Source organism: Microcystis sp. LE19-131.1A (genome assembly GCF_027532015.1).
GTDB lineage: Bacteria > Cyanobacteriota > Cyanobacteriia > Cyanobacteriales > Microcystaceae > Microcystis > Microcystis ichthyoblabe_A.
In genome coordinates, this window is record NZ_JAPZSS010000140.1 from 1 (window position 1) to 14,856 (window position 14,856).

General features: G+C 45.4%; 8 protein-coding genes and 3 pseudogenes. 8 read left to right on the forward strand and 3 right to left on the reverse strand.

Annotated features, from left to right (window positions below; genetic code table 11):
* Window positions 1-85 precede the first annotated feature (85 nt).
* Window positions 86-715 (forward strand): DUF3782 domain-containing protein, encoded by a 630-nt coding sequence (locus O9323_RS11725; RefSeq protein ID WP_288125150.1) that lies wholly within the window; start codon window positions 86-88, stop codon window positions 713-715.
* 509 nt (window positions 716-1,224) lie between these two features.
* Here the strand turns inward: O9323_RS11725 and O9323_RS11730 are convergent.
* Both O9323_RS11730 and O9323_RS11735 read right to left on the reverse strand, forming a co-directional pair.
* Window positions 1,225-3,036 (reverse strand): proline--tRNA ligase, encoded by a 1,812-nt coding sequence (locus O9323_RS11730; RefSeq protein WP_002752191.1) that lies wholly within the window; start codon window positions 3,034-3,036, stop codon window positions 1,225-1,227.
* Between the two features lie 686 nt (window positions 3,037-3,722).
* Window positions 3,723-5,402, reverse strand: a complete 1,680-nt coding sequence (locus tag O9323_RS11735) for a diaminopimelate decarboxylase family protein (RefSeq protein WP_288125152.1) — start codon at window positions 5,400-5,402, stop codon at window positions 3,723-3,725.
* Window positions 5,403-6,166: 764 nt separating this feature from the next.
* Between O9323_RS11735 and O9323_RS11740 the strand changes: the two are divergent.
* From O9323_RS11740 to O9323_RS11750, 3 genes and pseudogenes are all read left to right on the forward strand, one after another.
* Window positions 6,167-6,307: pseudogene (locus O9323_RS11740) on the forward strand (transposase); the annotation flags it as partial.
* A gap of 28 nt (window positions 6,308-6,335) precedes the next feature.
* Window positions 6,336-6,813, forward strand: a pseudogene (locus O9323_RS11745) (hypothetical protein); the annotation flags it as partial.
* Between the two features lie 495 nt (window positions 6,814-7,308).
* Complete coding sequence (locus O9323_RS11750; protein WP_002736991.1) at window positions 7,309-10,029, forward strand: valine--tRNA ligase; 2,721 nt, start codon at window positions 7,309-7,311, stop codon at window positions 10,027-10,029.
* Window positions 10,030-10,199: 170 nt separating this feature from the next.
* Here the strand turns inward: O9323_RS11750 and O9323_RS11755 are convergent, their stop codons facing one another.
* The gene (locus O9323_RS11755) at window positions 10,200-10,322 is read right to left on the reverse strand and encodes a hypothetical protein (RefSeq protein ID WP_002738230.1); all 123 of its coding nucleotides are present in this window, start codon (window positions 10,320-10,322) and stop codon (window positions 10,200-10,202) included.
* Between the two features lie 319 nt (window positions 10,323-10,641).
* Here O9323_RS11755 and O9323_RS11760 point away from each other — a divergent pair, with 319 nt between their 5' ends.
* The 4 genes and pseudogenes from O9323_RS11760 to O9323_RS11775 all read left to right on the forward strand — a co-directional run bounded on the left by O9323_RS11760 (window position 10,642) and on the right by O9323_RS11775 (window position 14,694).
* Window positions 10,642-10,791: a hypothetical protein gene (locus O9323_RS11760; protein WP_002752187.1), complete on the forward strand. Its 150-nt coding sequence runs from the start codon at window positions 10,642-10,644 to the stop codon at window positions 10,789-10,791.
* Between the two features lie 297 nt (window positions 10,792-11,088).
* Window positions 11,089-11,269, forward strand: a pseudogene (locus O9323_RS11765) (hypothetical protein).
* 148 nt (window positions 11,270-11,417) lie between these two features.
* Window positions 11,418-14,297 (forward strand): beta strand repeat-containing protein, encoded by a 2,880-nt coding sequence (locus tag O9323_RS11770; RefSeq protein ID WP_288125153.1) that lies wholly within the window; start codon window positions 11,418-11,420, stop codon window positions 14,295-14,297.
* A gap of 40 nt (window positions 14,298-14,337) precedes the next feature.
* A complete protein-coding gene (locus O9323_RS11775) occupies window positions 14,338-14,694 on the forward strand; it encodes a M10 family metallopeptidase C-terminal domain-containing protein (RefSeq protein ID WP_024969087.1) in 357 nt (118 codons plus the stop codon).
* The last annotated feature ends 162 nt before the right edge of the window (window positions 14,695-14,856 follow it).

Genomic DNA, 14,856 nt, shown 5'->3' on the forward strand with positions numbered 1-14,856 from the left:
CCAAAGGCAGCAACACTTTTTTCTTCATGAATCGGCAAAATTCAGTAAAATAGTAATAGACCAAATTAGAGGAAAAAAATTATCTATGGCAACTACATCCGAAGACGTATGGCGAATCTTAGCCGAATTAGCGACTGCTCAGGCCGAATTAACTGCTGCTCAGTCCGAATTAACTGCCGCTCAAAAAGAAACTGACCGACAACTCAAGGAAACTGACCGACAACAGAAGGAAAACGAGCGACGACAACAGGAAACCGACCGACAACTCAAAGAATTAGGACGGCAAATTGGGGGACTTGGTGCCAAATTCGGCAGCTTTACCGAAGGACTTGCCCTTCCCTCAATGGAAACGATTCTCAGACAACGGTTCGGCATGGAAGTTATCAGTCCCAGTGTGCGAGTCAGTAAAGATGGAAAACACCTAGAAATTGATGTCCTTGCCTATACCAATGGTGAGTTAAATACTGCCTATATCGTTGAGGTTAAAAGTCATGCTAGAGAGGAATCCATTACACAATTAAAAAGTATTTTGCAACGGTTTCGCAGCTTTTTCACTGAACACAAAGACAAAAAACTCTATGGCATACTAGCATCAGTTGACTTATCCAACGAATTACGCGAAAAAATTCTGCAAGAAGGGTTTTATGTGGCTCGGATTCATGACCAAGTATTTGAACTCGATATTCCCGATAATTTTCAACCTCGACCTTATTAAAAATTTAAATGTAATCGCTCTATCTTGGCCAAAGGCAGCAACACTTTTTTCTTCATGAATCGGCAAAATTCAGTAAAATAGTAATAGACCAAATCAGAGAGAAAAAACTCTATGGCATATTAGTGTCCCTGGGTAAGCGCATCTTAACAATCCTTGACAAGATGAACTTTATGTGAGTTGCCTACCCAGACGACAATTCAGGCATATTTGAGTAGAATTTGCCATCTCAATTGTTAAGCAACAATCGACCAAATAGGTCGAGTTCGTAACTATTCTGATTGACTGGTGTCACTTGAAATGCCCACGCAAATCACAAAATTGGCCAATTGTCAATAGCCTTTGAGATGCCCTTACCCCAGTTTGGGTCTAGGTTTTAAAAATCCCACAAAAGAAGATTTATATCTCAAATCAGCAACGCTGGAAAAATTATTGCTATGACAGGAGGTACCCCGACTCATATTCGCTCATCAAATACATAAACAAAGAAAATTATCTGTATATTTAATCACTTAATCAGAAGCATTTACCTTTGAAATAGCAGTTTTTAAATAGGAAACCACCTCATTAATTACTACTTCTGACGCTTTTTTACTGGCTCTTTCGACTAATTCCACCTTACCCGATTTGAGAGATTTACCCGTGACAATGCGATAGGGAATCCCAATTAAATCCGCATCTTTGAACTTAACTCCCGCACGTTCATTCCGGTCATCCAACAGGGTTTCAATGCCGGCTTGATTTAACTCATTGTATAAACTTTCGGCGGTTTTTACCTGCTCGGCATCGGCTAAATTAGGAATAACCACAATCGCTTGATAGGGGGCAATAGCTACCGGCCAAATAATGCCATCTTTGTCGTAGGATTGTTCTACGGCTGCCTGGGCTAAACGGGATACTCCTATACCATAACAACCCATACAAATGGGGGTAGATTCTCCCGCTTCATTAGTATAAAAAGCATTCATAGCTTGAGAATATTTATAACCCAATTGGAAGATATGACCGACTTCAATTCCTCTAGCACTTTGCAAGGTTTGATTAGGATCGTGAATAGCTCGATCGCCTACCCGGGCTTTGCGTAGATCGATGATTAATTCTGGTAAGATAAAATCTTTACCCCAATTGGCTCCCACTACATGAAATCCGGTTTCATTAGCACCAGTGATAAAGTTTTCTAAGTCTGTCACTGTGTTGTCTGCTATGCGTAAAAACTTAGGAGCTATATCGCTGGCTTTTTTGAGTAAATTATCTTCTAAGTCGGGAGCAATATAACCTAAAGGTAAAGGTTTAGTTGCCCATTTCTGTTGAGCGGCAGCATCGGGTATTTTTAAAGCCAAAATTGTTTTAGCATTGTAACAGCTCGCCTGTCTAACTAATTCATTTTGTAGTTTAACTTCATTAACCTCTTGATCGCCGCGAATATGCAGTAAAACTAAAACAGTTATGCCGCTATCATAAAGCACTTCGTAGAGAACATTTTTGACGATGGCAGTGGCAGAACAATCGAGAAATTTAGCTAAACTTTCGATCGTGTTGGTGTTAGGAGTCTCTTTTTTAGCAAACTTTTTAAAGGGAGAAGCCACTTTATCTGCTGGCAAAGAAACGGCTTTTTCTACATTAGCCGCATACTTTTCATCGGCAGTAAATAAAACCTCATCTTCCCCAGCATCAGCTAAGACCATAAATTCTTGGGATGCGGAACCGCCAATCGCTCCAGAATCCGCTTCTACTGCCCGAAAAGCTAACCCACAACGGCGGAAAATATTGCGGTAAGCTATATCCATCGCTTGATAGGTTTTCTTTAAACATTCCTCGTCGAGATTGAAAGAATAGGCATCTTTCATAATAAATTCTCGCCCCCGCATTAAACCAAAACGAGGGCGAATTTCATCGCGAAATTTAGTTTGAATCTGATATAAATTAACCGGTAATTGTCGATAGGAACGAATTAAATCACGAGCGACGGCAGTAATTACTTCTTCGTGAGTCGGTCCTAATCCTAACTCCCGGTTTTGCCTGTCCGTCAGGGCAAACATAATCCCTTCTGCTTTTGTGTAGGTGTCCCAACGGCCCGATTCTTGCCAGAGTTCCGCCGGTTGCAGTTGGGGAAGTAAACATTCTTGGGCGCCGGCTTTATTCATTTCTTCCCGGACTATCTGGGAGACTTTCTGCAAAACCCGCCACATCAGAGGTAAATAGGCGTAAATACCGCTGCCGATACGACGAATGTAACCGGCACGGACTAAGCATTTATGACTGGGGATTTCCGCCTCGGCTGGATCTTCCCGGAGGGTGACAAAAAGCTGTTGAGAGAGTCGCATCCTATCGATATCCTTTTGAACAGAAGACTTTCTATTATCTCATCAAAGGAGAGCGACTGCAATTATCAATTACTTGTGTTGACAAACAATAACAGCGATCAGTTTACCGATTCTCAGGTATTTCCCCTCATAACTTGAGACTGGTTGGAGAAGCATTGAACCTCGGTTGCAATTGCCTAACTCCCTTGTTCTCTACTCTAGGAAATATGAGCGTTCAGGTTGATCGCTGTTATCGCCGTTATCGAGACAGAATGGAACTTTAACAGGGTTTACTCCTTTGTGAACTTGACCTTATAACCTTGCCAGTTGATCTGTCAGGGAGGCTTTTCTCTTTAGCCTCAATTATTAATATAACATCGGATCGGAGCTAGAAGTCTTTCTCTTAATTAAAGTTTACATTGCCAGGGTCAAGGAAAAGCTTAGATGTTTTGACGCTTGACCGACCATAACTCTTATTATTCAAAAATTATGGCAGCAGTGACCTCAACAGTAGTCAAAGAAAGCGCAGAAGAATTAACTAACTCAACAGACCAAAGAAGCAATCACCGCTAGGGAAAAAGACAAACTGCCCCTAAAGCAAGAAAAAGCTCCCACCCTCAAGGTGATAGCTAAAAGTTGAGGGCATCATAGAAACACAGTGCCAAGGTGCTTGTGTAAATATCGTGAGCAAGGCAACGAAAAGAACTTTATAAGATGAATCGGAACGATCCCTTAAACTTCCCGTTGCCGAGGTCCCAGTGAGACAGGTGAGTAGTATGCTTATCCACAGGGAGGCTTGATTTGGGCGCTATATATACAACCAGTCTCAATGGCTGGCTGGTACGAATTATCGTGTCTGACTTCAAATATGTTCTTGTTCCCCAAACTGAAACATCTTTGGCCTGTTTGCCGACAAGATACAAAGCTGAAATTATTGTGGCATCCGAGGCGATGCGGACGGCGAATGGGATTGATATCGCCCCTAAAGAACTCTTCGCCTTCACCATGAACTGCAAAGTTCTTGGCGCTATGAGTTGGACTCTGGTAAATGCGTAGCCATCTGAAGATTCTCCCTGCTTGAGATAGTCACTGCTTAGTCTTTCAATGATATCGAGATCAATTTCATGATCTAGCACTTCTGAAGGGGGGTGCGTCGGCCTGGAAAATCCCAAGAAACTGTGATCGGCAAATACGTCCTCAGCAGCGTAAGCCGTTTCTATTTGACCCATTTCATCTATGGTTATATGCCCGGGCCCGTGAAACCCATTAAAGTGATTGCTTACTGAATAGCAATATGCTCCTGCGTGTTGGATTAACAATGGATCCCCAGGACTCTGGCCTTCTAAATTGGTCGATGGTAGCAATATATCGCCGGCAAAACAAAGTGGCCCTCCAATAGCATCGTCCCCTTGAGTAGGCAGGGTGCGATGATTGCGATCGATAATTTGGTGGCTCCATGAGAGGAGAGTCACCTTGATTAGCTGGTCGGAGCCAACATCAACAATAGCCCAACGTCTGCCCCGCATCTGCTTAAGCTCGCGGATACGAGTCAACAAGGCGACGGCATTACCAACCAGTGCGTGTCCAGGCTCGACTATGTACTCAATACCGGGTAACAAGTGTTTCTTTAATGCTTCTGTGTACTCTAGGATTGTTGGAAACTGTTGCCCGTCATGGAAGTCAATGCCAAACCCACCGCCAAGATTTAGTTTTCTCATGCAATGATTCGAGCTGGCTTCGATTAAGTTTTTCAAATGATGAATAAACTGAACCGAATTATTAAATGCCGATACATTATCCATCTGAGTTCCAATATGGATATGCAAGCCAGCTATAGGTAGTTTGCAACTGGCCAGAGCATCTGGCAATTCCTCGGATGGGATGCCAAACTTACTGTTAGGCGAGGCGTGAGAAACCATATCCTGCCAATCAGTATTGTGGAAATATTCCACCGGTTTTTCTGGGTTAACTCGAACCAGCAAGCTCCCACTCCAATCCTTGCCATAAAGCTTATGTTGAAGGTCATCTAATATAGCTTGAGAGTCAGCAACTACTGTTGAGCCTCCATCGAGGAGATCTACCATTAGCTGGTGGTCGGGCGCCGGACTGTTGTATGTGATCCGATTCAACGGGAATCCGCAAGAAAGGGCCAACTCAACTTCATATTTAGAAGAGCAGTCTGCGGAGCATCCCAGGGATGCCAGTTCATTCAGAATCGCCATCGACGGATTAGCCTTGATCGGGTAGGCAACCTGAGATGGACTGCCGACAAGCTCCACAAAGTGGGACAGGTTCCGACGAAGCTGACCGACGTTCAGTATGTAGAGAGGAGACCCATGGCGTTTTGCTATCTCCTCGATGTCAATTGATCGCGTCCAAGTTTCCATAATCCCTTCTATAATCTCGCTTTTGTCCAACGCCTAGCATCACCCGCAAACAGCGATCAGTTTATCGATTCTCAGGTATTTCCCCCCACTACTTGGGACTGGTTGGAGAAGCATTGAACCCTAGCTGCAATTGCCTAACTCCCTTGTTCTCTACTCTAGGAAATATGAGCGTTCAGGTTGATCGCTGTTATCGTCGTTATGCCACCCTATCGAACCATACCAAGTAAGGAAGAACCTTTTTTTTTAGCTTCAATTATTAATGTAACATCGGATCGGAGCTAGAAGTCTTTCTCTATAATCAAAGTTTACATTACTAGGATTAAGGAGAGGCCTAGATGTTTTGACGCTTGACGATAATTACCCTCAGTTCGGTATCAGAAAAGGAGGGGGTGGTAGCCTGAAAAAATACAAACGATTCAGCACCCCCGTTCTACATTAGCCGAGTCCCGCCCTCTCGAACCGGTCATCGAGTTTTTCGCCACGCTCTGACGTAATATGAAAAATCACTTAGCGATGGCGTACTGCTAGGCAGTGGCTTCGACATTGCAATCAACTTATGGAACAGGGTCAGACGGAAGGCGATGTTAGTCCAAAATTATTTATTTTGAATTACCATTGTTGCACAAGTAATTATATTTTCTAAATTGTTATACTCATATCTTTGTCTTTCAATATAATTATCAAATAAATAATTTTTGTCTGGATATTTTATCGCTAAGTCTTGGCATTTTTGTTTAAGATAATTGAATTGCATTCATACTCATCATTTTGATAACCGAACAACCCAGAGAACAGTTGAAGGAATTAACAATAAACTGAATGTGATTAAAAGGAGAGGCTGTGGATTTAGAAACTTTAAAAACTTTAGTCTTAGATATTTATTAAATTGGCATTTTGCTAGTTGATTTTATATGGTAAGTTCGGAAAAACTAGAAAAATGAAAGACAAGGGTTTGAAAATCTGCGAAGACTTCTTAAAGTAGAAAGAAAGGGTAGTCGCGGGGATAAAACTTATGAAGAAACAGCTTACTATATCAGCGGTCACTGAGCCTTTACATTGAGCTTGTTGAAATGTGTCGAAGTGTAGCCTAACCGAATCCGCTCAAGTATTTGCCAAAATTATTCGCGGTCACTGAGCTTTTACATTGAGCTTTTACATTGAGCTTGTCGAAATGTCTCGAAATGTGTCGAAGTGAGGACATTGGAAAATAAAAAATCAGTTACATTGGGTAAAAGATGTAATTTTTGAGGAAGATAAAAGCCAGATCAGGGATTTTCAAGCGGCAAGCAATTGGTCAATTCTCACAACTATAGGATTGAATCTTTTCAGAGGTTTGGGTTTTCTCTCAATAACAGAGGGACAAAGGTGGTTAGCTGAACGTTGGGAAAAACTGATAGTTTTATCGACGTAAGAAGTAAGCAGAAAAATTAGCTAAATTAACAGGATGTACTCTCAGACAATTTCAAGAGAGATAGGCTTTTAGTGGCTTGATAACAAGCTTTATCAATCTATTCATAATAAATATTAGCAGAGGATTAAAGATTAATTGTTGTGACTAACTCTTTTAGTTAGAGAAAGATAAACTTGAGAATCTTCAGTCAAATTTATTAACTCAAAATCAGATGTACTTAATTTAAATGAATCAACCCTACCTTAATAAGGGGGCATCTGAAAGTTTTTAATACCTACCTACCCATTGATTGACTCCCTCAATTGATTATAGCAATTATTATACTGATGAAATGCAAAAGAATTACCAGAAATTAGCTATGTTTACCCAAGGAAAAGATAACAGCTATCTTAATAAGACTCTTGAAATTTTTTACCCAGCAACTAAACAGGAATTTGATCTCTCCCAAATGTGGGACAATTGACAAAGAACTAAGAATTGTAGAATCCCCCCATCATGACCTCGGAACTATCGAAGCAATACGATCCCAAGATCACAGAAACGAAATGGCAGCAATATTGGGAAAATCAAGAAATATTTACAGCAAACCCCGAAAAAGGCGGCGAAACCTACTGTATAGTTATCCCCCCTCCCAATGTTACCGGTAGTCTCCACATGGGTCACGCTTTCGAGAGTGCCTTGATTGATACACTTGTTCGCTACAAACGCATGACCGGCAAAAATACCCTCTGGCTGCCCGGAACAGATCACGCTAGTATTGCAGTACAAGCTATACTCGATCGCCAATTAAAAGCCGAAAAAACCGACCGTTATCAACTAGGAAGGGAAAAATTCCTCGAACGCGCTTGGCAATGGAAAGAGGAGTCAGGTAGTACCATTGTTAATCAACTGCGACGCTTGGGGGTATCCGTCGATTGGACGCGGGAACGTTTCACCATGGATGAGGGACTTTCCCATGCTGTCCGTACTGCTTTTATCAAACTCTATGAGGACGGATTAATCTATCGCGGTCAATACTTAGTTAACTGGTGTCCGGAATCCCGGTCGGCCGTTTCCGATTTAGAGGTGGAAAACAAGGATATTGAGGGAAATCTCTGGTATTTTCGCTATCCTCTCAGCGATGGTAGTGGTTATCTTCAAGTAGCCACCACAAGGCCCGAAACCATGCTCGGTGATACTGGTGTCGCTGTCAACCCGCAAGACCCCCGTTATCGTCATTTAATCGGCAAAACCGTCACTTTACCGATAATGGGGCGAGAAATCCCGATTATTGCCGATGAATTAGTGGATCCCCAATTCGGTACTGGTTGCGTCAAAGTTACGCCGGCCCACGATCCCAAGGATTTTGAGATGGGTAAACGCCATAATTTAGCCTTTATTAATATCATGAATTTAGACGGCAGTTTAAACGAAAATGCCGGAATATTCGCGGGTCAAGATCGTTTTGTTGCCCGCAAAAATGTCGTTAAAAAACTCGATGAAGACGGTTTTTTAGTTAAGATTGAAGCCTATCGCCATAGCGTCCCCTATAGCGATCGAGGTAAAGTTCCCGTGGAACCCCTTTTATCTACCCAATGGTTCGTTAAAATTGAACCTTTAGCCACAAAAGCTTTAACCTGTTTAGATCAGGAAAACTCGCCCCGTTTTGTGCCAGAAAGATGGACAAAAGTTTATCGCGATTGGTTAGTTAAACTAAAAGATTGGTGTATTTCTCGACAACTATGGTGGGGTCATCAAATTCCTGCTTGGTATATTATCAGTGAAACCAATAACGAAATTACTAACCATACTCCCTTCGTTGTTGCCTGGGATGAAACCTCCGCTTTAGCCAAGGCCAAACAAGAGTATGGAGAGGATATAATTATTCAACAAGACCCCGATGTTTTAGATACTTGGTTTTCCTCGGGATTGTGGCCATTTTCAACTATGGGATGGCCAGAAAAAACCCTTGATCTAGACACCTATTATCCCACCACAACCCTCGTCACCGGTTTTGATATTATCTTTTTCTGGGTGGCTAGAATGACGATGATGGCGGGCTATTTTACGCGACAAATGCCTTTTAAAGATGTCTATATTCACGGTTTAGTTAGGGATGAAAACGGCAAAAAGATGTCTAAATCTGCCAATAACGGCATCGATCCCCTAATTTTAATTGATAAATATGGAACCGATGCTTTACGATATACCTTAATTCGAGAAGTTGCAGGAGCAGGACAGGATATCAGTCTGCAATATAACCGTAAAACCGATGAATCGGAATCCGTAGAAGCTGCCCGAAATTTTGCCAATAAAATTTGGAATGCTTCCCGTTTTGTGATGATGAATCTGGAGGGAAAAACTCCAGAAGAATTGGGAGAACCAGCTTTAGAAAATTTAGAATTAGCCGATCGCTGGATTTTATCTCGTTATCATCAAACAGTGCAAAAAACTAGAGATTATCTAGAAAATTATGGCATGGGAGAAGCGGCAAAAGGTCTATACGAATTTATCTGGCGCGATTTCTGTGATTGGTATATCGAGTTAGTGAAAACTCGTTTATGGAAGGATAAAGAATCGGTTTCCTGCGCTACAGCCCGGCAAACTTTGGCTTTTATCTTGGCAGGAACATTAAAATTATTACATCCCTTTATGCCCCATATTACCGAGGAAATTTGGCATAATTTAACCCAAGAAAATCAGCAGGTTTTGGCTTTAGAAACCTATCCAATAGCCGATAGTTCTCTGATCGATCTAGACTTAGAAAATACTTTTGAGTTATTAATAGAAAGTATTCGGGTGTTGCGTAATTTGCGGGCCGAAGCGGGGATTAAACCGGGGGCAACGATTACGGCAATTTTACAGACAGAAAACAGCCAAGAATTAGCTATTTTGCAACGCGGACAAGTGTACTTAAAGGACTTGGCCAAGATCGAAAACTTAATTTTGACGACCAAATTAACCGAGGAAGTCAATCAAGCGATCGCTGGTGTTGTCGCTACGGTAGAAATCCTCATCCCCCTGTCCGGATTGGTTGATATATCTGTATTGGCCGGGAAATTAGCGAAAAATTTAGCTAAAGTAGAAGGGGAAATTAAGAGTTTGAGCGATCGCCTGAATAAACCTAGCTTTGTCGAAAAAGCTCCAGAAGCTTTAATCCAAAAAACGAAGCAAGCTTTAGCAGAGTCCGAAAAACAAGCCCAAATTCTCCAAGAACGCTTAAAACGTCTGCAGTAGTGCTTTTGTACTACCTAAGTCCAGTGGGCTAGAGCAAAGCTACTGCGATCGAGATTATCCCTTAATCCATTGACTTAGTTGTTCAAGTAGTTGAAGTTAAAGGAGAGGGGCTAACCTAGGGATGACTTTGGGGAACTTAAGCATCTCATAAACTTGCTCCTCCTAACTCCCTATCTAACTCGGACTCCTTGTCCAGCAAGTCTTTCAGGAGTTTTCTGCACCACTGGGTCAATTAAGTTAGCAATTTCAAATTCCGGCTCAATAACAATAAAGCTAACCTTGACTCGCTGCATCTACGACCAAAACCTTATTTTTTTCTGTCACATTTCTAAATAAACAATCAAAATGATGATCAACAAGGATACAGTCCTTTCTGGACAACAATTAAATATTTGTTCAGCGATTTGATTGAATAATTTTTCCTTTACAAAAATACAAGAATTACTATAAAGATTTAGATAAACAAGAAAAAATATAAAGTCTTATGGAGATTATTCAAGAATTATCTCAAAAGTCAACAATTGATGAGATTCTGGCCAGATAATGGCGATGGAGGGGTGAATCAACCTGATCCGAAAAAGAGATTGTTGTCGAGAGTCGGAGAGAAAAGCAATGAATATCAAGGATACATTACACAATTTTGTCCAGTACCTAACAGAGGCTTTCGCTCGCATTTTTAGTCCCAACAATGATGAATATCCCGATGTGGGGATGCAGCCTTTTGATTCTGAACCTTACCATGCTCCCAAGGGTAATTCTTAACTAGAAATGACAGATAAGGGACTTGCGCTTTGATAATGTGCCATAGGGCTGGTCTGATTCTTCTACAGGGCGATTTTCAAAGCTGAGATATTATTCCCACGCAAGTCCCTAAGTAGTCGTGCAAAATTAATTTCCTAGTCGAGACAGGAGACAGGAGACGGGAGACGGGAGACAGCTATTAGGGATCGGATTTGAGTTTTCAGTTCACTGTTTACTGATCACAGCAGAAGTCTGACGGAGTAGTGGCTTAGATGTGTAATTAGTTGTGCTTAGATACTGGGCTCTTCGGTTTGTGTTATGCAATGGACGGGGGTTATAAGGGATGAAACCCTTATAGAAAAAGACATTACCGCAATTTTTGTCAATTGTTTGCGATCTGGAGCGAACTAATCAATTAAATCTCTTGCCAGATAAGAATTTAGTCGATTTATGCCCCCCTATCGAACCATACCAACTAACGAAAAACCAGATACTGTAAGATCAAACTAATTCACTTTGAGTGTCCACAATCGGTCAGTCGAGTCTGACCCCAATCGGGGGCTTAGACCATTTTTTGGATGGCCCCATTTGGCTTTCAGGACTGGCACCGGCGCGTCAACGCAAACAACAAATTTGGAGAAAAGATTATGCCTACGCGAACCATCAATGGCAACAACAGCGGCAATACGATCAACGTCCTCGACGACACAGGCGGCTATAAGGTCACCGGGTCGGGATTCACCATCTCCCCTGGGGGGTCACCTCCATTCACCGACACCGATCTGGTGATCAACACCTTGGACGCCACCGGCGGCACCGACGTCGTCAATCTGTCCGGCTTGACCACAAACTCCGGTGTCAGCTTCACCAGCATCAACATCAACGGCGGCGGCGGCACCCAGAACGTTACCGGCAGCGGCTTCGCCGAGACGATCAGCACCGGTAGCGGCAACGACATCATCAGTGCCGGCGCGGGCGATGACACTCTCATAGGCGGCGACGGTGCCGATAGCATGGATGGGGGCGATGGCAGCGACACCTACAACATCGCTGGCTTACAGCTGGGCGGCGACACCTTCAACGACACGGGCACCAGTGGCAGCGACACCATCAACGTCACCGGCGCCCTGTCCACTTTCCTTTCCTTCGGCAAAGCAGGGACGAACTACTCCCTCATCAACGGGCTTCTGCCGCCTTCCGCCGGCGCGACCTATCAGGGCATCGAGACCTTCAAAGGCAACAATTTTGCCATCAACGGCACCAACAACGGCAGCGACATTTTCGACCTCTCCGGGTTCAGCAGTGCCACTCAGGTGGGCGCGATCAACACCTTTAATGCCACCGGCGGCACAGACTACGTCAACGTCTCCACCGCGGATGCCGGGGTGACCATCACCGGCGGCGCCGGCACCCAGATCGTCGTCGGCAGCAGCTTCGCCGATACGATCAGCACTGGTAGCGGCAACGACAGCATCAATGCCGGCGCGGGCAATGACACCATCACCGGCGGCGACGGTGCCGATAGCATGGACGGGGGCGACGGCGACGACACCTTCAACATCGCTGGCTTACAGGTGGGCGGCGACACCATCATCGGCGGCACCGGCAACGACACGATCAGGAACACGGGTGCTGGTGCGCTGAGCATATCTTCATTCGGCCCGTCGGGCAGCGGCACCACAGCCACCTATTCCAGCATCGAGACCCTGGACGGCAACAATCAGGCCATCAACGGCAGCAACGCCACCAACGAGGTGGTCAACCTCAGCCTGATCGGCCAGGTGCTGAACGTCACCGGCGTCAGCATGGCTGACGGTGCCGACACGGTTTGGACGGCGGCGAGCCACAGCGGCCAAGTCACCGTCTATGACGGCGGCAACGGTACTGACACCATCAATCTGGTGTTGACTCCCCTGCAGCTTGGGGCTTTCAGTGTCGGCGATATCGGGTCGCTCAACACTTACGTTGCTGCTCCCACGGGTAAGACCCTCGCGCCCAGTGGAGGCACCATCAATATCGCGAGCCTCCAGTTCAAGGCTCAAAACTTCGAGTCGGCCACAGCCAACGTGCTAGATGATGGCCAGGTTTACAACATCACCGATTTCTTGATCCCGATCAACAATGTGGTGGTGATGACCACGGCTAGTTATACGGATGTAGCCGGGAAAAGTAGCCTCATTGTGGGCACCGCAGCGAACAACACGATTCAGGCTGGTGATGGACAAGACTTGGTGTTTGGCCTTGCCGGAAACGACTCCATTACCGGAGGTGCGGATGAAGACTTCCTATTTGGCGGTGCGGGAGACGATACCTTCTTCGCCAACCTGAGCGAGGCTGAGTTTGACAACCTGCAAGGCGGGTCGGGGACAGACACTTTACAACGCACCACCACCGGCGGCCAGGGCAATCTGGTGTTGAATCAATTCTTGGCCACCAACGGCATCGAGCGGGTCAACCTGGATGCGGGCGGCCAAAATCGCGGGATTGATGGCAACGCGAATGGCAATGTGCTTGATTTCAGTGCCACCACCTTTCTCTCTAACGGTGTCAATGGTTTAGGCGGGGACGACACCATTACTGCCACCAACGCCTCGGCTCGCACCTATAATGGCGATGCCGGCAATGACACCCTGAACGGTGGTACACAGAATGATATCCTGAACGGTGGTGCCGACAATGACACCATCTCCGGTGGCGGCGGCAACGACACCATCAAGGGAGGTTCTGGAGGTGACAGTCTTAACGGCGGCGATAACGACGATACCTTCCTCGCCAACCTGAACGAGGCTGAGTTTGACAACCTGCAAGGCGGGTCAGGTATCGACACCTTGCAGCGAACCACAGATGGCGGCCAAGGCAATCTGGTGCTGAATCAATTCTTGGCCACCAACGGCATCGAGCGGGTCAACCTGGATGCGGGTGGTTCCAACCGAAACATCGATGGCAACGCCAGCGACAACATCCTCGACTTCAGCGCCACAACCTTGCTCTCTGGCAGCGTCTTCGGACAAGGCGGGAACGACACCATTACTGCCACCAACTCCGCCACCCGCACCTACGACGGCGGTGCCGGCAATGATGTCCTCAACGGCGGTAGCCTGGCGGACAACCTAATCGGTGGTGCGGACAATGACACCATCTCCGGTGGCGGCGGCAACGACACGATCGTCGGTGGGGCTGGTGCTGATAGTTTGACTGGGGGCGGCGGCAGCGATCGCTTTGTTTTCAATAACGCTGCAGAAGGCATCGACACGATTACTGATTTTGATCCCACTGCAACCACTGGCGATCTGTTTAATGTTTCCAGCTCCGGCTTCGCCACCATTGGCGGTCTGGGCACACTGGCAGCCACCAGATTCACCTTGGGGGCAGCCGCTACAACAGCCAACCATCGTTTCATCTATGACAGTTCCAATGGAAATCTGTGGTTCGATAGCGACGGGACGGGTGCTGCAGGTCAAGTGCAGATTGCTCAATTGAGCACCGGCCTCGCCCTGAGCAACACCAACTTCAACATCGTGGCTTAGTCCATCCCATCGGATACCATGCCGAGGCGACACCACGTCCTTGGTTGTTTCATTTGGGCCCATCTTTTCAACGAATGACAACCTAATCGGTGGTGCGGACAATGACACTCTGGTTGGCGGCCTCGGCAATGACTCCCTAACTGGGGGGATCGGCAATGACACGTTCCGCTTCGCAAGTGGTTTTGGTAACGATGTCATCACTGACTTCAGTGGGGGTGGTGCTGACAAGATTGACTTGTCTGCCTTTGGTCTCGGCGGCATCGGGGCTTTGACGATTACTGTCGGCCCTGGTGCTGGTAACGACATCATTACGAGTCCTTCTACTCCAGGCTTCGGTCAGATTACCCTTGCAGGATTTGCGGGCACGTTAACTGCTAGTGACTTCATCTTTACTTGAAAGAGGGTGTAGGGTGTGGGGCTGAAAGGGGGACAAGAAGGCTGAAATCCATATATCATAAGCTTTTCATGGTTTTAGCTCTAAAAAGTTCGCCGCACCATCTCTCACTTATTAATAATAATTCCTAGTAAGCTCGCTCCTATCCCTAATTCTTTCGTTAGC

Bases quoted from the DNA above. Each gene is read 5' to 3' on its own strand.
- O9323_RS11725 (WP_288125150.1), top strand. From the start codon at position 86: ATGGCAACTACATCCGAAGACGTATGGCGAATCTTAGCCGAATTAGCG.
- O9323_RS11730 (WP_002752191.1), bottom strand. From the start codon at position 3,036: ATGCGACTCTCTCAACAGCTTTTTGTCACCCTCCGGGAAGATCCAGCC.
- O9323_RS11735 (WP_288125152.1), bottom strand. From the start codon at position 5,402: ATGGAAACTTGGACGCGATCAATTGACATCGAGGAGATAGCAAAACGC.
- O9323_RS11750 (WP_002736991.1), top strand. From the start codon at position 7,309: ATGACCTCGGAACTATCGAAGCAATACGATCCCAAGATCACAGAAACG.
- O9323_RS11755 (WP_002738230.1), bottom strand. From the start codon at position 10,322: ATGCAGCGAGTCAAGGTTAGCTTTATTGTTATTGAGCCGGAATTTGAA.
- O9323_RS11760 (WP_002752187.1), top strand. From the start codon at position 10,642: ATGAATATCAAGGATACATTACACAATTTTGTCCAGTACCTAACAGAG.
- O9323_RS11770 (WP_288125153.1), top strand. From the start codon at position 11,418: ATGCCTACGCGAACCATCAATGGCAACAACAGCGGCAATACGATCAAC.